The organism is Streptomyces colonosanans, assembly GCF_001866645.1.
Lineage (GTDB): Bacteria > Actinomycetota > Actinomycetes > Streptomycetales > Streptomycetaceae > Streptomyces > Streptomyces colonosanans.
On record NZ_MLYP01000083.1, the window covers coordinates 39,949 to 59,407 of the forward strand.

The window sequence follows — 19,459 nt, forward strand, 5'->3', positions numbered from 1 at the left end:
GCGCATTATCGCCCCATTGCCGCGAATCAGGACCAGTACAGCTTACGTTGTACAACGCAGTGGGCTTCGTCGGGGTGTCCTGCGCATCACAACAACACACCGATTGGCGTCAAGATTCCCAAGGCCAAACAGAGTTGGCCTTTCCTTTGCAGACGCAGGGCCCCGCCGGAGCGTTCCGGCAGGGCCCTTGGCACGGGGGGCTACTTGCCCGTGAACTTCTCGTACTCCTTCAGGACCTCTTGGGTCGGGCCGTCCATGCGCAGCTCGCCGCGTTCCAGCCACAGGACACGGTCACAGGTATCACGGATCGACTTGTTGTTGTGGCTGACCAGAAACACCGTGCCGGCTTCCTTGCGCAGCTCCCTGATGCGGTCCTCTGAGCGCTTCTGGAACTTGCGGTCACCGGTGGCCAGGGCCTCGTCGATCATGAGGACGTCGTGGTCCTTGGCCGCCGCGATGGAGAACCGCAGCCGGGCCGCCATGCCGGAGGAGTAGGTACGCATGGGCAGCGTGATGAAGTCGCCTTTCTCGTTGATGCCGGAGAAGTCGACGATCTCCTGGTAGCGCTCCCTGATCTGCTCCCGCGACATACCCATGGCGAGACCGCCCAGGATGACGTTGCGCTCGCCCGTGAGGTCGTTCATCAGGGCCGCATTGACGCCGAGGAGGGAGGGCTGGCCGTCGGTGTAGACCTTGCCCCGCTCGGCCGGGAGCAGTCCGGCGATGGCGCGCAGCAGCGTGGACTTGCCGGAACCGTTGGAGCCGATGAGGCCGATGGCCTCGCCGCGGTAGGCGACGAAGGACACACCGCGGACCGCGTGCACCTTGCGCACGCCGCGCGCCGCATCGTCGGAGCCCCGCTTGAGGATACGGCTGAGGGCGGCGGTGGCGCTGCCCTTGCCGGACTTGGCGCCGTTGACGCGGTAGACGATGTGCAGTTCGTCCGCGATGACGGTGGGGATCCTCGCCCCGGTGTTCTGCTCAGCCACGGCCGTACCGCTCCTCCGCCTTCCAGAAGTACACGAACCCGCCGACGAAGACGGCGACGGCCCAGAACAGCGCGATGGCCCAGACGTGCGGCGGGAGGTTCGAGGCGCCGTAGTCCTTGATGAGCGCGAACCGCATCAGATCCATGTAGATGGCGCCCGGGTTCACCTGCAGCGCCCGCACGACCCACTCGGGTCGGTCGGCGAGCATGTGGTTGATGGAGAACATGACGCCGGACGCGTACATCCAGGTGCGCATGATGAACGGCATCAGCTGGGCGAGGTCCGGGGTCTTGGCGCCCAGTCTCGCCACGATCAGCGCGAGGCCGGTGTTGAAGAAGAACTGCAGCACCAGAGCGGGGACGATCAGCACCCAGGACAGGCTCGGATAGCTGCCGAAGCCTATCGCCACGACGAACAGCACGATCATCGAGAAGAGCAGCTGCTGGAGCTGCTGCAACGCGAACGAGATGGGCAGCGAGGCCCGCGGGAAGTGCAGGGCGCGCACCAGGCCCAGGTTGCCGGAGATCGCGCGGACGCCGGCCATGACCGAGCTCTGGGTGAAGGTGAAGACGAAGACACCGGTCACCAGGAACGGGATGTACGTGTCGAGCGACATACCCCGGCCGGCCTTCATGATCACGCCGAAGATCAGGTAGTAGACGAGCGTGTTCAGCAGCGGGGTGGCGACCTGCCACACCTGGCCGAGCTTGGCCTGGCTGTACTGGGCGGTGAGCTTCGCCTGCGAGAAGGCGAGGATGAAGTGACGACGTCCCCACAGCTGGCGGACGTAGTCGACGAGTCCGGGCCGGGCTCCGCTGACCGCGAGCCCGTACTTGGCGGCCAGCTCGGTCGGGCTCAGTCCGTCATCGGGCGACGGGCGGGTGCTCACCGCGACTCCGCCGTCATGCGTTGTCTCACTCACAGGAACACTTTCCATCTTCGGGATGCACACTCTGCTCGGGCACGGGCGGGAGCCGGGAGCTGGGTCCCGCCCGTTTGCTGTCGTCGTCGAGTGAAGAGCTTGTCAGATGACGGGAGGACGGCCCAGCCGAGTCAGGCGCCATACCGTACGCCACTTCATGGGCCGCCGGGTTCCGCACGGAGTCGTCCAGCCCTCCCGGAACCCGCCGAACCACGCCTTGAGGGCGGCCCGTGAGGGGCGGCGCAGCAGCGTGAGCAGCATCCAGACGCCCAGGTAGACCGGGACAAGGAGGGCGGGGAGGTTGCGGCGGGCCAGCCAGACGCGGTTGCGGGCGACCATGCGGTGGTAGACCGCGTGCCGCGAGGGGGCGGTCGTAGGGTGGTACAGCACCATGTCCGACCGGTAGTCGATGAGCCAGCCGGCGTTCAGGGCCCGCCAGGCCAGGTCGGTCTCCTCGTGAGCGTAGAAGAACTCGTCCGGAAGGCCGCCGACCTCGGCGAAGACCTTCGTGCGGACGGCGTTGGCGCCGCCGAGGAAGGTGGTGACCCGGGAGGACCGCATCGGGTCGGAGGCGCGCAGCCTCGGCACGTGGCGCCGCTGGGTCTCGCCGGTCTCGGGGTCGGCGATACGGAAGCTGATGATGCCGAGATCCGGGTCGGCGGCGAAGGCCGCACGGCACAGCTCGGCGGTGTCGGCGCGAGCGAGCAGGCCGTCGTCGTCCAGGAAGAGGAGGATGTCGACGTCGGTGCCGCCGGGGCCGAAGGCCTCGATGCCGACGTTGCGGCCGCCGGGGATACCGAGGTTCTCGGGCAGTTCGACCGTGCGGACGCCGTCGGGGACGTCCGGGACGGGCGAGCCGTTGCCGACCACGACGACCTCGACGGGGTCGCCGTCCTGCCGGGCCACCGAGTCCAGGAGGGCGCGGAGCTCGGCCGGACGGTTGCCCATCGTGATGATCACCGCGCCGACCCGCATGGCCGCGCTCACCGCAGCCTGCTGGAGACGAGGATGGACACCAGGTGCAGCAGCGTCTGCAGGAGCGCGATACCGGCGAGGACGGCGGTGCCGAGCCGGGTGAAGAACAGGTCGCCCCTGATCTGGTCCACGACGGCGAGCAGCAGGATCAGCAGGGACGCCTCGATCCCGAGGATCAGCCGGTGGAACTTCAGCGCCGCCGCGGCCCGGCGGACCAGCGCCATGCCGGAGGAGCGCGGCTCGGACGCGGCCTCCTTCACCGGCGGCAGACCGCCCTGGTGACGTGCGACGCCCACGAGGTCGGTCTCCGCCTTGATGAGGATCGCGCCGAGGGCGGCCAGGGTCCCCAGGAACGCCCAGAGCCAGTCGATCCGCCCGGAACCCCACAGGTCGGCGGCACGCAGGCCGAGCCCGACGAGGACCGCGGCGTCGGTGAGATAGGCACCGACCCGGTCCAGGTAGACCCCGCCGAGCGAGAACTGCTGCTTCCAGCGTGCGACCTCGCCGTCGACGCAGTCCAGGAGCAGGTACAGCTGGACCATCACCACGCCGAGCACGGCGCCCCAGATGCCTGGTACGAGCAGCGCCGGGGCCGCGAGGACTCCGCAGACGGTCATCAGGTAGGTCAGCTGATTGGGCGTGACCTTGGTGTTCACCAGGTGGCGGTCGATGCGCAGCGAGATCTCACGCATGTAGAGCCGTCCGGCCCAGTGCTCACCGCTCCGTCGGTCCTTCACGCCCGCGGGGTGAACGACCGGGCGGAGCTCAGCTACCGATGGCTTTTGCATAGTCGGCGTAAGCGTCCCTGATCTCGTCGGTGGACAGGTCGAGGTGTTCGAGGATCGTGTAGCGGCCCGGTCGGGTCTGCGGAGCGAACTCCACGACCTCGACGAACTCGTCCACGGTGAAACCGATCTCCTCCGGGAGGACCGGAAGACCGTGGCCGCGCAGCACGTCGGCCATCTGTCCCGCGGTCTCCCGGTCGCCGCGGAGGAACGTCGCGAACGCGCCCCCGAGACCGCACTGCTCACCATGGAGCGCGCTGCGCTTGGGGAAGGTCAGGTCGAAGGCATGGCTGATCTCGTGGCAGGCGCCCGAGGCGGGACGGCTGTCACCGGCAACGGACATCGAGATGCCGCACAGGACCAGGGACTCGGCCAGCGTCGTCAAGAACGCGTCGTCGTCCACGCCACCGGGGTGGCGCAGTACCGCCTCGGCGGCCTGCCGGGCCATCGCGGCGGCGAGGCCGTCGATCTGCTCGCCGGTCTCACGGTGCGAGAGCTCCCAGTCGGCGACGGCGGAGATCTTGCAGATCACGTCGCCGATGCCCGCGCGTACGAACTGGACCGGTGCCTCGCGGATCACATCGAGGTCGATGATGATGCCGATCGGGTTCGGTACGCCGTAGGAACCTCGGCCCGCGTCGTTGTCGAGCGTCGCGACGGGTGAGCACAGGCCGTCGTTGGCGAGGTTGGTGGCCACGGCGACCAGCGGCAGGCCCACGCGTGCGGCGGCGTACTTGGCGCAGTCGATGATCTTGCCGCCGCCGAGACCGATGACCGCGTCGTAGCGACCGGCCTTCTTGATCGAGTCGGCGAGCTTCACCGCGCCGTCGATGGTCCCGTCGGCGTCGTCGAACCAGTCCGCCTCCGGGAACGACGGGGCGAAGCGCTCGCGCAGTACCCGGCCGGAACCGCCGCTGATCGCGAAGGCCAACCGGCCGGAGGGCGCGATGCGCTGGTCGGACAGGATCGTCGCCAGATCATCGAGCGCCCCCGGCCGGATGTCGACAGCGACCGGCGAGGGGATCAGCCTCGTCAGTACTGGCACGCGATCTCCCGGCCCTTGGCGAGGTCGTCGTGGTTGTCGATCTCGACCCACTTCACGTCGCCGATCGGAGCCACGTCGATCTTGAAGCCGCGGTTGACCAGCTCCTGGTAGCCGTCCTCGTAGTACAGCTGCGGGTCCCGCTCGAAGGTGGTCTTCAGCGCGTCGGCCAGCTCCGCGGCGGCCTCACCCTCGATGAGGGTGACGCCGATGTACTCGCCGGTCGCCTCGGACGGCTCCATCAGCTTGGTGATCTTCTGGACGCCCTTGGCGGGGTCCACGACGACCTTCATCTCCTCGTCGGCGAGGTTCTTCACCGTGTCGAGGGCGAGGATGATCTTCTTGCCGTCGCCGCGGGCGGCCAGCAGCGTCTTCTCGACGGAGACCGGGTGGACGGTGTCGCCGTTGGCGAGGATCACGCCGTCCTTGAGGGCGTCACGGCCGCACCACAGGGAGTAGGCGTTGTTCCACTCCTCGGCCTTGTCGTTGTCGATCAGCGTGAGCTTCAGGCCGTACTTCTGCTCCAGCGCTTCCTTGCGCTCGTACACGGCCTCCTTGCGGTAGCCGACGATGATCGCGGCCTCGGTCAGGCCCACCTCGGCGAAGTTGCCGAGGGTCAGGTCGAGGACCGTGATGCCGTCCTCCTCGCCCTCGGGCCCCACCGGCACCAGCGCCTTGGGCAGGGTGTCGGTGTAGGGGCGCAGGCGCCGTCCGGCGCCGGCCGCCAGCACGAGGCCGATCATGCGGGTTCTCCTTCGTCGTGTATGGCGGGCGCGCCACCCTTGTGGGCGGCGACCCAGAAACGGATGCTCTCGACGAGCACGACCAAGGCCACGTAGACGGCGAGGACCGTGAGCGCGACCTTGAACAGTGCCGCCGTGAGCAGCGCGGCCAGGACGGTGATCAACAGCGTCCGGCCTTCGTGCCCCCCGATCGCGCGCACCAGCCAGTGCGGTGGCGCTCCGGCGTCGCCGCGGATGCGGTACACCGTGTCGTAGTGATGGTAGGCGACCGCCGCCACCAGCCCGAACGCCGCGGGGAGTACCCCGTTCGCCTCGGATCTGGCCGCCAGGATCAGGACGGTGCCGTATTCGGCGGCGCGGAAGAGCGGGGGAACCAGCCAGTCGAGGGGGCCCTTGAGGGGCTGGGACAGAGCCAGGCCGGACGCGCCCGCGTAGGCGGCGGCTCCCACTACGGCTGTCCAGGCGTCACCTGAGGTGAGGGCCGCGGCGAGGGCCGCGACGCCGAAGGCCGCCGACAGCACGGGAGTACTGGAGTGGATCCGCGTGTTCGGGCTGCGCCACTTGGCCGCGTATTCGGCGAGCGGCCCGCTGTCCGCCAGGTCCGCCAGGGCCCGCGCGGCGCGGTCGGTGCGATGCGCCTTACGGGTGAGCGAGCGCAGCACACGGCCCGCCGTCGTGTAGGTCGCGGCGAAGGCGCAGCCGATGAGCAGCGCGTAGAAGGTGATGCGCGGGGTGGTGACCGCCGTCAGGACGGCGATCATCGCCCAGCGTTCACCGATCGGCAGGACGATCATCCGGCGCACCCAGACCGTCCAGCCGACGCTGTCGAGGCGGTCCGAGAGGGCGGCGGTGGGGCTGGTGTTGGCGGTCGCGTCGTGGTTCGCCTCGTTGAAGGCGAAGTCGACGACGTGCCGGCAGGTCTGCAGGACCATCGCGCCCAGGGCGAGCGCCCAGACGTCGTCGCCACCGCGGGCCGCACCGAGGGCGAGGCCGGCGTAGTAGGCGTACTCCTTGGCGCGGTCGAAGGTGGCGTCGAGCCAGGCGCCGAGCGTGGAGTACTGCAGCGAGTAGCGGGCGAGCTGACCGTCGGTGCAGTCGAGTACGAAGGAAAGGATCAGCAGGACGCCCGCGGCCACGAAACCGCCGCGAGTGCCGGTGGCCGCACTGCCCGCCGCTATCAGGGCGGTGATCAGCGAGGCGGTGGTGACCTGGTTGGGGGTGAGGCCCCGGCGGGCGCACCAGCGGGCGATGTAGCGCGAGTACGGGCTGATGAAGTGCGTGGTGAAGAAGCCGTCGCGGGCCTTGACGGCGCTGCGCAGACGGACGGCCTCGTCATCGACGGCGGCGACCGCCTGACGGGCCTCGTTGCGTGCCTGGGGGTCCGTGGGGACGGTGGCGACCAGGGTGCCGAGTTCCGGGCGGTGGACCGGGACGCCGTCGGTGTCGAGGGCCGCGGTGATGCACTCGGCCAGGGTGTCGGCGACGGTGGCGGCACCTGCCTGCTCGCCCGGGGCCGCGGCCTTGGAGGACGGCCCGTCGATCACCGCGGACTGCCCGCCGGCCAGGGCGTGGGTGAGTGCCTGGCGAGCGGCGGGCTGGACGGTGACGGCGCCGGGCAGGGCAGCGGCCGGGAAGCGGGGGTCGGTGAGGCCGAGGCGAAGCGCGTGCAGATGACCCACGAAACGTGCGTCGACGATCGCGACCCGCTGGTCCGTCGGCACGGCGGCGAGGAGTGTCTCGGCGTCACCGGCGTCGGTGGCAACCCGCACATCGAAGCCGAGCGACCGCAGATCGCCCTCGAGCGACGATCCGGGGACCGGCTGGCCGGTGAGGATGGCGGTCGACAGACGAACTCACTCCCTGAGGCCCGGCGCGCACGAGCGCCGGTCTTGTGTGTGGTGCGGGCACCCGGGGCACAGGCCGGGCGGCATGTCGGCAGAGGCTATCGGACGCCTGAAAGCCGGTATTCACCGACCGTTCATGGGCTGATTCGACGCGGTCCGCGCGGCCGCCGCCGCGATCATCATCGGGGATCGAAGGGGCACGCCACAAACCGCGAGCCCATAACCACACATTCGCGACATCGCGCACGCTCACTAACCTCGCATTGACGGCATTACTTATGAAAAGTGGATCGATGCGGGCTGCGTGAGACAGTGGAGCCGCCCCGGCAAGACCGACTGCCGCACCACCTGGCGGCCCGTCGTGACCGACCGGCGCACGCTCCTGGCGGGCCCGGCGGAACACCTGTGACCGAAGCGCGGGAGCGGGGTTCCCCGTCCGTGACTGCGGGCACGATCAAGCGGCCGGCCGCTTTCGACGTCTGTTCCGTGAGGGCCGTGGATTCCCGTCCGTTCAGCCGGGGCGGGACATGCGGGGCGTCACGAAGTGCCGAGAGCGCCGGATGCGTACGGCAGACTTGAGGCGGAACAACCGATGCGAGGGATGGGTATGCCGATCACACCTGCCACTACGACGCACCACGCGTCGAACGGCACCGCCGAATCCATCTTGCTGGAGCTCGTCGACGAGAACGGCACCACGATCGGCACCGCGGAGAAGCTCACCGCCCATCAGCCACCGGGACAGTTGCACCGGGCGTTCTCCGTGTTCCTCTTCGACGAGCACGGCCGTCTGCTGCTGCAGCAGCGGGCGCTGGGCAAGTACCACTCCCCCGGTGTCTGGTCCAACACCTGCTGCGGCCACCCCTACCCGGGCGAGGCCCCGTTCGCGGCGGCGGCCCGGCGGACGTACGAGGAGCTGGGGACCTCCCCCTCGCTGCTGACCGAAGCGGGCACAGTCCGCTACAACCACCCGGACCCGGAGTCGGGCCTGGTGGAGCAGGAGTTCAACCACCTGTTCGTGGGGCTGGTGCAGTCCTCCGTGCGCCAGGACCCGGAAGAGGTCGCCGCGACGGCCTTCGTGACCCCCGGGGAACTGGCGGAGCGGCATGCGAAGGACACGTTCTCGTCGTGGTTCATGACGGTCCTGGACGCGGCCAGGCCGGCGATCAGGGAGCTGACGGGCCCGTCCGCGGGCTGGTGACCCGGTGGTCCGTCCGGCCCGCGCGGCTGGACGGACTCATACGGTCCATACGGGTTTGAGCGGCAGGGCCGCCCAGATCACCTTGCCGCCGCTCGCCGTGTGCTCCGCCTCGCACGCCCCACCCGCCTCCCTGGTGATCTCACGGACGAGGAGCAGTCCGCGGCCGCCGGTCCGGCCGTGGTCGGCCTCCAGGGCGCTGGGGCGGTAGGGGTGGCTGTCCTCCACCGCCACCCGCACCCACTCGGGGCCGACGGCGACCTCCACGGCGAGCATCGGCGACAGCAGCGCCGCGTGCCGGACGGCGTTGGTGACCAGCTCGGAGACGATCAGCAGCAGGGCCTGCACGATGTCGTCCGAGACGGGCACACCCTGGCGGCCGAGCAGATCACGGACGGCGTGCCGCGCCTGCGGCACCGAGGCGTCCACGGCGGCGGCGGTGAACCGCCAGACACCCTCGTACGGCAGCGGTCCCTGCGCTCTGCCGTCGTGCGGTACGTTCCCACCGCTCTCAGGGCGCGGGCCGGACCCCCGCCCTCGGTTCTCCATTGTCCGGTCGCCACCCTTGCGCTCGATTGTCACCACACGTCGAGTGTTGGGAACGCGCTGGTCCGCACCGAAAGACTGAGCACAAGTCACCAGATATCGACGACATCTGACCGTTGGCGTATGACACGGTCAATCGCGCGACCACTCCTGTCCCTGTTGCGCCACCTTCGGAACTCTTCGGGTTGTACGGCTGTGACGCCCACCCCGCCCTGTCCGCCCTGCGGCGTGCGGATAGCATCCGGCCCATGGAGCCGCAGTTGCTGCACAGCGTCACCGACGGGGTCGCGACCGTCGTCATTCACCATCCGGCCAAGCGGAACGCCATGACGGCCAACATGTGGGAGGCGCTGCCGCCCCTGCTCGACGTGCTGGCCGCCGATCCGGGCGTCCGGGCGCTGGTGCTCACCGGCGAGGGCGGGACGTTCTGCGCGGGCGCCGACATCTCCACGCTGCGGGGGTCACCGGAGCAGGCGCAGACGCTGGCCGTACGGGCCGAGGAGGCACTGGCCGCGTTCCCGAAGCCGACGCTGGCGGCGGTCCGCGGCCATTGCGTGGGCGGCGGGGCGCAGTTGGCGGCGGCGTGCGATCTGCGGTTCGCGGACCAGGGCGCGCTGTTCGGGGTGACACCGGCCAAGCTGGGGATCGTCTACCCGGCCTCCTCCACCCGGCGGCTGACGTCGCTGGTGGGCCCCGGCACCGCCAAGCACCTCCTGTTCTCGGGCGAGTTGATCGACGCCGAGCGGGCCCTGCGCACGGGGCTGGTCGACGAGGTGCTACCCGAGGGCGAACTCGACAAGCGGGTGACGGAGTTCACGCGCCTGCTGGTCTCGCGCTCCCAGCTGACCCAGGCCGCCGCCAAGGAGTTCGTGAACGGGCGGACGGACCGGGACGCGTACTGGGCCGGGCAGGCGCGCGGCAGCGGCGACGCCGAGGAGGGCGTCGCCGCGTTCCTGGAGCGCCGGCATCCGCGGTTCTCCTGGACCACGTCGGCGGAGCGACGCGGCCGAGTGGCGCCCTGATCCCCCCTCGCCGGTGCCACCTGCCACAATTGCCGCGCAACCTCAGTGGAGAAGGCGGTACGGGATCGTGACCACACCCCTCGTAGGGTCCATCGAAGGCAGGATCGCCGAGGAGCTCGGCGTACGGGAGCGGCAGGTGAGGGCCGCGGTCGAGCTGCTCGACGGCGGTTCGACGGTGCCCTTCATCGCCCGCTACCGCAAGGAAGCGACCGAGATGCTCGACGACGCGCAGCTGCGCACGATCGAGGAGCGGCTGCGCTATCTGCGAGAGCTGGAGGACCGGCGCACGGCGATCCTGGAGTCCGTGCGCGAACAGGGCAAGCTCACCGAGGAGCTGGAGGCGCAGATCCGGGGCGCGGAGACCAAGGCGCGCCTGGAGGACGTCTATCTGCCGTACAAGCCGAAGCGGCGCACGAAGGCGCAGATCGCGCGCGAGGCGGGCCTTGAGCCGCTGGCCGAGGGGCTGCTCGGCGACCCGACGGTCGAGCCACTGGCCGCGGCCGCCGCCTTCGTGGATGCCGACAAGGAAGTGGCCGACGCGCAGGCCGCCCTGGACGGCGCGCGGGCCATCCTCACCGAGCGTTTCTCCGAGGACGCCGACCTGATCGGCGAGCTGCGCGAGCGTATGTGGGTGCGCGGGCGCCTGGCCGCCAAGGTGCGGGACGGCAAGGAGGAGGCGGGCGCCAAGTTCGCCGACTACTTCGACTTCGCCGAGCCCTTCACCGAACTGCCCTCGCACCGGATCCTCGCCATGCTGCGCGGCGAGAAGGAGGAGGTCCTCGACCTCGTCCTGGAGCCGGAGGAGCCCGCTGAATCGTCCTCGGTGCCGTCGTCCTACGAGGGGATCGTGGCGCACCGCTTCGAGATCGCCGACCGCGGCCGACCCGCCGACAAGTGGCTGCTGGACACGGTCCGTTGGGCCTGGCGCACCCGTATCCTCGTCCACCTCGGCATCGACCTGCGCCTGAGGCTGCGCACGGCCGCCGAGGACGAGGCGGTGGCCGTCTTCGCGGCGAACCTGCGCGACCTGCTGCTCGCCGCCCCGGCCGGCACGCGCGCGACGCTGGGCCTGGACCCCGGGTTCCGTACGGGCGTGAAGGTCGCCGTGGTGGACGCGACCGGCAAGGTCGTCGCGACGGACGTCATCCACCCGCACGTCCCGGCCAACAAGTGGGACGAGGCCATCGCCAAGCTGGCGCGCCTGGCCAAGGAGCACGCGGTCGAACTGATCGCCATCGGCAACGGCACGGCGTCCCGCGAGACCGACAAGCTCGCCGGTGAACTGATCACAAAGCACCCGGAGTTGAAGCTCACCAAGGTGGTGGTGTCCGAGGCGGGCGCGTCCGTGTACTCGGCCTCGGCGTTCGCCTCCCAGGAGCTGCCGGACATGGACGTGTCGCTGCGCGGCGCGGTCTCCATCGCCCGTCGCCTGCAGGACCCGCTGGCCGAGCTGGTGAAGATCGACCCGAAGTCCATCGGTGTCGGCCAGTACCAGCACGACCTGTCCGAGGTGAAGCTGTCGCGCTCGCTGGACGCGGTGGTCGAAGACTGTGTGAACGGCGTGGGCGTGGACGTCAACACGGCGTCGGCCCCGCTGCTCGCCCGGGTCTCCGGCGTCTCCTCCGGGCTCGCGGAGAACATCGTGAAGCACCGTGACGCCAACGGCCCGTTCACCTCGCGCGCGGAGCTGAAGAACGTAGCCCGGCTCGGGCCCAAGGCGTACGAGCAGTGCGCGGGCTTCCTGCGCATCCAGGGCGGCACCGACCCCCTGGACGCGTCCAGCGTGCACCCGGAGGCGTACCCGGTCGTGCGGCGCATGGTGAAGACCTCCGGCCAGGAGGTGGCCTCCCTCATCGGCAACACGTCGACGCTGCGCTCGCTGAAGCCGTCCGACTTCGTGAACGAGACGTTCGGTCTGCCGACCGTGACCGACATCCTGAAGGAACTGGAGAAGCCGGGCCGCGACCCGCGGCCCGCGTTCAAGACGGCCACGTTCAAGGAGGGCGTCGAGAAGATCTCCGACCTGTCCTCGGGGATGATCCTGGAGGGCGTCGTCACGAACGTCGCCGCCTTCGGTGCCTTCGTGGACATCGGTGTCCACCAGGACGGGCTGGTCCATGTCTCCGCGATGTCCAGGACGTTCGTCAAGGACCCGCGGGACGTGGTGAAGCCGGGCGACATCGTCAAGGTGAAGGTCCTGGACGTCGACATCCCGCGCAAGCGGATCTCGCTGACGCTCCGCCTGGACGACGAGGCCGCTGCGAAGGACAAGCAGAGCGGCGGCGGGCGCCAGCAGCGTGGCGGGCGTGCCCCGCAGCAGCGGCAGGGCCGCCAGGGCGGCGGCTCCCGCCAGGCTCCCCCGCCGGCCAACAGTGCGATGGCCGACGCGCTGCGCCGCGCGGGCCTGCTCGACTCGAAGAACGGCCGACGCTGAAACCTCGGGCCTGGTCCCTCCGCGATGTCGCGGAGGGACCAGGCCCGCTTGTCCAAAGGGTGGTGCGGACCGTCGTCCGCTACCCGGAGACGGCGACGCGCCCCCGTCGTGCCTAATGCTCGGTGACCTTGCCGTCCGCGACCTCCAGTCGGCGTGTCACCCGTACCGCGTCGAGCATCCTGCGGTCGTGGGTGACCAGGAGCAGCGTGCCCTCGTAGGAGTCCAGGGCGGATTCGAGCTGCTCGATGGCCGGAAGGTCGAGATGGTTCGTCGGCTCGTCCAGGACGAGGAGGTTGACGCCCCGGCCCTGCAGCAGTGCCAGGGCGGCCCTGGTGCGCTCGCCCGGCGAGAGGGTCGCCGCCGGGCGCAGGACGTGGTCCGCCTTGAGGCCGAACTTGGCGAGCAGCGTACGGACGTCGGCCGGGTCCGTGTCCGGGACCGCCGCGCGGAACGCCTCCAGCAGGGACTCCGGGCCGTGGAACAGCTTGCGGGCCTGATCCACCTCGCCGATCAGCACGCCCGAGCCCAGGGAAGCGCGCCCCGCGTCCAGGGGGACACGGCCCAGCAGCGCGCCCAGCAGCGTCGACTTGCCCGCGCCGTTGGCTCCCGTCACCGCCACCCGGTCCGCCCAGTCGATCTGCAGGGACACCGGTCCGAACGTGAAGTCGCCGCGCCGCACTTCGGCGTCCGTCAGGGCCGCGACGACCGCGCCCGAGCGCGGGGCCGCCGCGATCTCCATGCGCAGTTCCCACTCCTTGCGGGGTTCCTCGACAGCCTCCAGGCGCTCGATCATGCGCTGGGTCTGCCGCGCCTTCGCGGCCTGCTTCTCGCTGGCCTCGCTGCGGAACTTGCGACCGATCTTGTCGTTGTCGTTGCCGGCCTTGCGCCGTGCGTTCTTCACGCCCTTGTCCATCCAGGAGCGCTGCGTCTGAGCCCGCTCCTGGAGGGCCGACTTCTTGTCGGCGTACTCCTCGTACTCCTCCCGGGCATGCCGGCGGTCCCTCTCGCGTTCCTCGAGGTAGGCCTCGTATCCGCCGCCGTAGAGGTTGATCTGCCGCTGCGCCAGGTCGAGTTCGAGGACCTTGGTGACCGTCCGGGTGAGGAACTCGCGGTCGTGGCTGACGACGACCGTCCCGGCCCGCAGGCTGCCGACGAACCGCTCCAGTCGCTCCAGGCCGTCCAGGTCCAGGTCGTTCGTCGGCTCATCGAGCAGGAAGACGTCGTAGCGGGACAGCAGCAGCGAGGCGAGCCCGGCGCGGGCCGCCTGGCCGCCGGACAGGGATGTCATCGGCTGGTCCAGGCCGACGCCGAGTCCGAGGGAGTCGGCGATGTCCTCGGCACGCTCGTCGAGGTCCGCGCCGCCGAGGCCGAGCCAGCGCTCCAGGCTCACCGCGTACGCGTCGTCGGCACCCGGTGTCCCGTCGACGAGCCCCTGGGTGGCCTCGTCCATGACGCGCTGGGCCTCGGCCACGCCCGTGCGGCGCGCCAGGAACTCCCGGACCGTCTCGCCCGGCCGCCGCTCCTGCTCCTGCGGCAGATGCCCGACCGTCGCGGTCGGCGGGGACAGGCGCAGTTCGCCCTGCTCCGGGGTGAGCAGTCCGGCGAGCAACCGCAGCAGAGTGGACTTTCCGGCGCCGTTGGCACCGACGAGCCCGATCACGTCCCCGGGCGCCACGACGAGGTCGAGCCCGGAGAAGAGCGAGCGGTCGCCGTGCCCGGCGGCGAGGTTCTTGGCGACGAGGGTGGCAGTCATCAGACCGCCGATCCTAGTGCCCCGGCAGGCGGCGTTTGCCCCTCTCAGTGGACTACTTCCGCCGCCAGCACGCTTCCCGTCGTCCGGGCCACCACGTAGGACTCCCCTTTCGTCGTCCGGGGATCGAGGGCGATGCGATGGCGGCCCGGTTCCAGGACGTCGTCGAAGACCTCGCGGGTGTGGACGCGGTGCAGGCGGTCCTGGCGGTAGAGGGTGACGCGGACCCGGCACGTAGAGGTGACCTCTATCTCCGCTGCGCCGCCGGTGGCGGCCAGATGGGTGAGGCGGCGGCGCTCCACCGGGCTGCGATCGAGGGCATGTTCGATCTGAGCGACGAGGAGGGGCACGATCGGGGCGAGCCCGTCGACGTAGGCCACGTCGGCGCCGACGCGTGCGAAGGACTGCCGTAGGGCGGCTCGTTCCGGTTCGCCGACCACCCTGCCGAAGGCCACCGCGCCATAGGTGCGCAGTTCCTCGGCGGGCACGCCGGTGGCGTCGTGCGCGATCTCCGCCCCGATGCCGATCGTGCGCAGTGCGGCGGCCAGCCGGGCCAGGACGGCGACGCGGGCACCGATCAGCAGGACCCGGCGCCGCGTCGCCGACCGGTCGTCGAGCAGGGCCGTGAGGGCGCCGCGGTACTCGTCGCCGCGGAAGCGCAACGGCCCGATCCCGCGGTAGCCGTTCAGCTCCAGATCCGCCCGAGCCTCCGTCTGCCAGGCGAAGTCACGCCACACGAAGTCGTCGCCGTCCCTCTCGATGACCGCGGTGACGGCCCCGCAGGCCAGGTCCTCGCACTCCGGGCAGCCGTAGATGATGTAACGGCCGCCCTCGAGCGGGGCGTCGGCCTCCAGCAGGAGGCTGTGCACCTGCGCGGTGAAGATCGCGGGCGGTATGTCGGCGGCGAGCGGGGAGACGGCGTCCAGGTCGGAGAGCCGGAACAGCAGCGGGTGGCCGTCGACGACGAAGTCCACGAAATCCCGGTGCACCTGGTAGTCACCGTTGGCGAGAACACCACCGGCACGGATCGCCGGTGCCAGGCCGAAGGTCGCGTACTCGAGGGACATGCTGTGAGTATTCCCACATCGTGGGTGATGTGAGCACGGCAGGACACATTCCGCTAGCGTCCCTGCGTGGACAGAGATCGAAGCGATGATGTGATCGTGGTGGGCGGCGGCGTCATCGGTCTGACGACCGCGATCGTCCTGGCGGAGAGCGGCAGACGGGTGCGGGTGTGGGTGCGGGAGCCCGCCGAGCGGACCACTTCGGCGGTCGCGGGCGCGCTGTGGTGGCCGTACCGGATCGAACCCGAGTCCCTCGTGGGCGAGTGGGCCCTTGAGACGCTCCGCGTGTACGAGGAGTTGGCCGCGCGACCCGAGGAGACGGGCGTGCGTATGGCCGAGGGCGTACACGGCGAGACGCGGCTGGACGAACTGGGACCGTGGGCCTCGGGGGTCAAGGGCCTTCGGGTCACGACGGATGCCGAGTACGCCGGGACCGGGCTGTGGGCGCGGCTTCCGCTCATCGACATGTCGACTCATCTGCCATGGCTGCGCGGCCGGTTGCTGCGGGCCGGCGGGCGGGTCGAGGAGCGTACGGTCACGGATCTGGCGGAGCCCGCTGCCGAGGCGTCCGTCGTGGTCAACTGCACGGGCATGGGCGCCCGTGAGCTGGTTCCCGATCCGCTGATGCGCCCGGTGCGCGGGCAGCTCGTCGTGGTGGAGAACCCTGGGATCACCACTTGGCTGACGTCGGTGGACCACGCGTCCGAAGCGGGCACCTACTTCTTCCCGCAGCCCGGCGGGCTGATCCTGGGCGGCACCGCCGAGGACGACGCCTGGTCGCTGACGCCCGATCCGCGCACGGCCGAGGCGATCGTGGCCCGGTGTGCAGCGGTGCGGCCGGAGATCGCCGGGGCCCGGGTCCTCGACCACCGGGTGGGACTGCGGCCGGCCCGGGAGGCCGTACGGCTGGAGCGTGAGGTGCTCCCCGGCGGTGGGACGCTGGTGCACAACTACGGGCACGGCGGAGCCGGTGTCACGGTGGCGTGGGGGTGCGCGCGGGAGGCGGCCGGGCTGGCGTGTCCGGCCGTCTGAGGGGCCGTCAACGGTCGGTACTCGGAAGGGGACCTGCTGTCACAGGTCGTCTCAGTGACCGCAGGTGCCATGGACATGCCTGGGGCTGCTGAGGCTGAATAGGCTCCGAACAGGCTTCGTGCCCCTACGACTTGGAGTTCTCGTGCATCGCAGACTCATCACGCCGGGCGCACTCGCGGCTGCTTCCCTGTTGCTGGCGATCCCGGCATCGGCGGCCGACTACCAGCCCGGAGCTCCGGGAATCGGCGACCCTTACTACCCGTACTACGGCAACGGCGGATACGACGTCTCCCACTACGACCTCAGGCTGAAGTATCAGCCCGCGACGGACGAGTTGGAGGGCACGGCGACCATCCGGGCCAAGGCCACGCAGAACCTGTCGCGCTTCGACCTGGACTTCCTGCTGGATGTGAGCGAGGTGCGGGTGAACGGCGCGAAGGCCGCCTTCGCCGCCTCCGGCCAGCACGAACTGGAGGTCACCCCGGCGAACCCCCTGCGCAAGGGCACACCGCTCACTATCGTGGTCCGCTACAGCGGGGTGCCGTCCTCGAAGAGCGCCTACGGCTTCAGCACCTGGCACCGCACCCCGGACGGCGCGATCGCCGCGGACGAGCCCGAGGCGGCCTGGTGGTGGTTCCCGAGCAACGACCACCCCAGCGACAAGGCGACATACGACGTGTCGGTGGACGTGCCGGACGGCACCCAGGCGATCTCCAACGGCACGCTGCAGCCGACGAGTTCGAAGCACGGTTGGACCAATTACACCTGGCGGCAGAACAAGCCGCAGGCGACCTATCTCACCACGCTCGCAATCGGCAAATTCGACGTCACCACGGGGAAGACGTCGAACGGCGTTCCGATCATCAACGCCTACAGCAAGGACCTCGGCGACAAGGACAAGGCCGCACGGGCGAGCCTGGAGCGCACCGGGGAGATCGTCGACTGGCTGACCGGCTACCTCGGGCACTACCCGTTCAACTCGGTCGGCGGGTACGTCCCCAACACGACCACCGGGTACGCGCTGGAGACGCAGACCCGCGTGTACTACAGCCCGAGGCAGTTCGCGAACGGCACGAACACCTCGGTCGTCGTACATGAGCTGGCCCACCAGTGGTACGGCGACTCCGTGTCGCTGAAGGGCTGGAAGGACATCTGGATCAACGAGGGCTTCGCGCGGTACGCACAGTGGCTGTGGTCGGAGCACGAGGGCAAGGGCACGACGCAGGAGCTGGCGGACTACGTGTACGCCTCGCACGCGGCCGACGACGCGTTCTGGACGGTCAGGCCCGGTGACCCCGGCCCGGACAACCAGTTCGACATCGCGGTCTACGACCGGGGCGCGCTCGCCGTCCAGGCGCTGCGCAACGAGGTCGGCGACCAGGCGTTCTTCGCCATCCTGAAGGGCTGGCCGAAGGAGCACGCGTACGGCAACGCCTCGGTCGCGGACTTCCGGGCGTACGCGGAGAAGGTGTCCGGCAAGCCGCTGGCCGCGCTCTTCGACACCTGGTTGTTCCAGCCGTCGAAGCCGGCGGCGCCCGCGGCGCACAGCGCGTCCGTCGCGAAGACCTCGGCCGCCGTGGCCCAGCCGAAGTCCTGGGAGGAGATCGCCGCGACGAACGACGTCCACGGGGGCTGAGTCCCGTCCCACCGGCGGCCCGAGGGCACTGCCCCGGGCCGCCTCACCGCGTGGCGGACTCCAGCTCGGCGGCGCGGGCCAGCAGCGTGTCCCGGTCCAGCGCGTCCGTCTGCGTGGACGGCACTGTGCAGGCGTACGCCCCGGCCACCGCTCCGTACAGGGCACACCGCCACGCGGGCTCGCCGCTCAGGCGACCGAAGAGGAAGGCGGCGGCGAAGGCGTCGCCCGCACCGTTGGAGTCCACTACCGGGGCGGGCGGCGCCGCGGTCGGTATGCGAGTCAGCTCACCGCCGGCCAGCAGATAAGCCCCCTGCGCGCCGGCCGTGGCGACGACCACCTCGGCCCGGCCCCGTTCCGCGATGCGCCGCATGGTCCGCTCGGGGTCGGTGAGGCGGGCCGTGGACAGGAAGACGATGTCCGCCGTGTAGGCGAACGGCTCGTGGTATGGGTTCTCTCCGTCCCAGTCGTGCAGGTCCGTGGAGAGGGGCACACCGGCCTCACGCAGCACGGGCAGGGCGGGGGTGCACGGGTGGGTGATCGCGACATGGGCATGCCGGCCGGCTTCGGCCAGGGCACGGAGCGTCGCTTCGGGGAACCGGTCCTCAACGTGCGAGCGGCTCGCGTCGTACAGGGACAGCCGCCGCCCGTCCGGGCCGACGAGGTTGACCGCGCGCTTCGTGCCGGCGGGCTGGGGAACCGCGGTGAGCGCGATGCCCCGGTCGCGGTGCAGTGCGCGGACCAGGTCGCCCTCGGGGTCGTCGCCGATCATGTCGAGGTGGTGTGTGCGCAGGCCCAGGGCGGTCAGGCCGAGCGCCACGAAGTCGCCGGTCTGACCGGCCCTGGTCCGGATCCCGGGCTCGATCATGTAGCTGTCGGTGTACGGGAGCGGCAGCCCCGGGACGTACACGATGGTGTCCACACCGGCCCCGCCGAGGACGAGTACGTCGATGTCGCGGTGCCGCTGCACTGTTCCCCCCGGTCGGCTCACGGCCGCCCCTCCCCCTGGTCGTACACGATCACCCGTATCCCCTGCTTGACGAGCCGCTCGGTGATCAGCGGCTCCACGCGGGACCATGTACCGCCCGCCAGGCCACACCCTATGCGCGGCATATGGACGGAGGCACCAAGATCGGCGGCCTTGCCTGCCAGCCGCTCCAGCGCCATGTCGATCGCCTCGTACCGCACCGGCGCCCCCCTGCCGCCCCGGCGTATCCCCCGCTGTCCGACCATGTTGGCCACCCACAGGGACGGCTCGACCTGGACGAACTGCGCGGCGCCCAGACCGAAGTCGTTCACCGCGCGGTCGCGGTACCAGGCGCGGTACGCCGCCTCCGGCTCGGGCCAGCGATGCGAGACGGCTCCCACGAAGCCCTGCCCCCAGCCCCCGATGTCGTTGCAGACATGGGCGATCACCTTGACGCCCCCGCCCGACGGAACGGTGGCGTCACCCCGGATATACGTGATCTCCGACATGGCG

17 protein-coding genes are annotated in these 19,459 nt (G+C 70.4%); 5 read left to right on the top strand and 12 right to left on the bottom strand.

Translation table 11 applies throughout. The annotated features are described in order from the left end of the window. Positions 1–200: 200 nt before the first annotated feature. The 7 genes from BIV24_RS27700 to BIV24_RS27730 form a co-directional block, all read right to left on the bottom strand. Positions 201–989 carry an ABC transporter ATP-binding protein gene (locus BIV24_RS27700; protein WP_071369202.1) on the bottom strand — a complete coding sequence of 263 codons (789 nt, stop codon included), beginning with the start codon at positions 987–989 and terminating at the stop codon, positions 201–203. Then, positions 982–1,911 (bottom strand): ABC transporter permease, encoded by a 930-nt coding sequence (locus BIV24_RS27705; RefSeq protein WP_071369203.1) that lies wholly within the window; start codon positions 1,909–1,911, stop codon positions 982–984. The genes BIV24_RS27700 and BIV24_RS27705 overlap by 8 nt, the downstream gene beginning before the upstream one ends. Before the next feature lie 102 nt (positions 1,912–2,013). Beyond that, positions 2,014–2,886, bottom strand: coding sequence for a glycosyltransferase family 2 protein (locus tag BIV24_RS27710; protein ID WP_071369204.1), 873 nt, complete (start codon positions 2,884–2,886; stop codon positions 2,014–2,016). Positions 2,887–2,894: 8 nt separating this feature from the next. Further along, on the bottom strand, positions 2,895–3,674 hold the full coding sequence (locus BIV24_RS27715; protein ID WP_071369205.1) for a CDP-alcohol phosphatidyltransferase family protein: 780 nt from the start codon (positions 3,672–3,674) through the stop codon (positions 2,895–2,897). Next, on the bottom strand, positions 3,652–4,716 hold the full coding sequence (locus tag BIV24_RS27720; protein ID WP_071369206.1) for an iron-containing alcohol dehydrogenase family protein: 1,065 nt from the start codon (positions 4,714–4,716) through the stop codon (positions 3,652–3,654). The genes BIV24_RS27715 and BIV24_RS27720 overlap by 23 nt, the downstream gene beginning before the upstream one ends. Then, entirely contained in the window at positions 4,704–5,456 is a 753-nt protein-coding gene (locus tag BIV24_RS27725; RefSeq protein WP_071369207.1) for a phosphocholine cytidylyltransferase family protein, read from the bottom strand. The genes BIV24_RS27720 and BIV24_RS27725 overlap by 13 nt, the downstream gene beginning before the upstream one ends. After that, the gene (locus tag BIV24_RS27730) at positions 5,453–7,303 is read right to left on the bottom strand and encodes a DUF5941 domain-containing protein (RefSeq protein WP_071369208.1); all 1,851 of its coding nucleotides are present in this window, start codon (positions 7,301–7,303) and stop codon (positions 5,453–5,455) included. Before BIV24_RS27730 ends, BIV24_RS27725 begins: the two co-directional genes overlap by 4 nt. Positions 7,304–7,907: 604 nt before the next feature. Here BIV24_RS27730 and idi point away from each other — a divergent pair. After that, positions 7,908–8,501 (top strand): isopentenyl-diphosphate Delta-isomerase, encoded by a 594-nt coding sequence (idi, locus tag BIV24_RS27735; protein WP_071369209.1) that lies wholly within the window; start codon positions 7,908–7,910, stop codon positions 8,499–8,501. Positions 8,502–8,537: 36 nt separating this feature from the next. On the opposite strand, the gene BIV24_RS27740 is transcribed toward idi, so the two are convergent. Then, entirely contained in the window at positions 8,538–9,047 is a 510-nt protein-coding gene (locus BIV24_RS27740) for an ATP-binding protein (protein WP_071369210.1), read from the bottom strand. 245 nt (positions 9,048–9,292) lie between these two features. Between BIV24_RS27740 and BIV24_RS27745 the strand changes: the two genes are divergently transcribed. Together BIV24_RS27745 and BIV24_RS27750 are read left to right on the top strand one after the other, a co-directional pair. Further along, positions 9,293–10,066 carry an enoyl-CoA hydratase/isomerase family protein gene (locus BIV24_RS27745; RefSeq protein WP_071369211.1) on the top strand — a complete coding sequence of 258 codons (774 nt, stop codon included), beginning with the start codon at positions 9,293–9,295 and terminating at the stop codon, positions 10,064–10,066. 67 nt (positions 10,067–10,133) lie between these two features. Then, on the top strand, positions 10,134–12,500 hold the full coding sequence (locus tag BIV24_RS27750) for a Tex family protein (RefSeq protein WP_071369212.1): 2,367 nt from the start codon (positions 10,134–10,136) through the stop codon (positions 12,498–12,500). A 112-nt stretch (positions 12,501–12,612) separates the two neighbouring features. On the opposite strand, the gene BIV24_RS27755 is transcribed toward BIV24_RS27750, so the two are convergent. Further along, positions 12,613–14,253, bottom strand: a complete 1,641-nt coding sequence (locus tag BIV24_RS27755; RefSeq protein WP_071369213.1) for an ABC-F family ATP-binding cassette domain-containing protein — start codon at positions 14,251–14,253, stop codon at positions 12,613–12,615. A gap of 44 nt (positions 14,254–14,297) precedes the next feature. Next, positions 14,298–15,317: an oxidoreductase gene (locus tag BIV24_RS27760; RefSeq protein WP_071369214.1), complete on the bottom strand. Its 1,020-nt coding sequence runs from the start codon at positions 15,315–15,317 to the stop codon at positions 14,298–14,300. Between the two features lie 90 nt (positions 15,318–15,407). Here BIV24_RS27760 and BIV24_RS27765 point away from each other — a divergent pair, with 90 nt between their 5' ends. Together BIV24_RS27765 and BIV24_RS27770 are read left to right on the top strand one after the other, a co-directional pair. Beyond that, positions 15,408–16,346 carry an FAD-dependent oxidoreductase gene (locus tag BIV24_RS27765; protein ID WP_071369215.1) on the top strand — a complete coding sequence of 313 codons (939 nt, stop codon included), beginning with the start codon at positions 15,408–15,410 and terminating at the stop codon, positions 16,344–16,346. Between the two features lie 142 nt (positions 16,347–16,488). Beyond that, positions 16,489–17,982, top strand: coding sequence for a M1 family metallopeptidase (locus BIV24_RS27770; RefSeq protein ID WP_071369216.1), 1,494 nt, complete (start codon positions 16,489–16,491; stop codon positions 17,980–17,982). A gap of 43 nt (positions 17,983–18,025) precedes the next feature. Here BIV24_RS27770 and BIV24_RS27775 read toward each other — a convergent pair whose 3' ends face one another. Next, positions 18,026–18,970 (bottom strand): PfkB family carbohydrate kinase, encoded by a 945-nt coding sequence (locus tag BIV24_RS27775; protein ID WP_245766960.1) that lies wholly within the window; start codon positions 18,968–18,970, stop codon positions 18,026–18,028. After that, the gene (locus BIV24_RS27780) at positions 18,967–19,455 is read right to left on the bottom strand and encodes a macro domain-containing protein (RefSeq protein WP_071369218.1); all 489 of its coding nucleotides are present in this window, start codon (positions 19,453–19,455) and stop codon (positions 18,967–18,969) included. Before BIV24_RS27780 ends, BIV24_RS27775 begins: the two co-directional genes overlap by 4 nt. Positions 19,456–19,459 lie beyond the last annotated feature (4 nt).

Coding starts and splice junctions, on each gene's coding strand:
- BIV24_RS27755 (WP_071369213.1), bottom strand. CDS start 14,253: ATGACTGCCACCCTCGTCGCCAAGAACCTCGCCGCCGGGCACGGCGAC.
- BIV24_RS27780 (WP_071369218.1), bottom strand. CDS start 19,455: ATGTCGGAGATCACGTATATCCGGGGTGACGCCACCGTTCCGTCGGGC.
- BIV24_RS27715 (WP_071369205.1), bottom strand. CDS start 3,674: ATGCAAAAGCCATCGGTAGCTGAGCTCCGCCCGGTCGTTCACCCCGCG.
- BIV24_RS27760 (WP_071369214.1), bottom strand. CDS start 15,317: ATGTCCCTCGAGTACGCGACCTTCGGCCTGGCACCGGCGATCCGTGCC.
- BIV24_RS27710 (WP_071369204.1), bottom strand. CDS start 2,886: ATGCGGGTCGGCGCGGTGATCATCACGATGGGCAACCGTCCGGCCGAG.
- BIV24_RS27725 (WP_071369207.1), bottom strand. CDS start 5,456: ATGATCGGCCTCGTGCTGGCGGCCGGCGCCGGACGGCGCCTGCGCCCC.
- BIV24_RS27745 (WP_071369211.1), top strand. CDS start 9,293: ATGGAGCCGCAGTTGCTGCACAGCGTCACCGACGGGGTCGCGACCGTC.
- BIV24_RS27740 (WP_071369210.1), bottom strand. CDS start 9,047: ATGGAGAACCGAGGGCGGGGGTCCGGCCCGCGCCCTGAGAGCGGTGGG.
- idi (WP_071369209.1), top strand. CDS start 7,908: ATGCCGATCACACCTGCCACTACGACGCACCACGCGTCGAACGGCACC.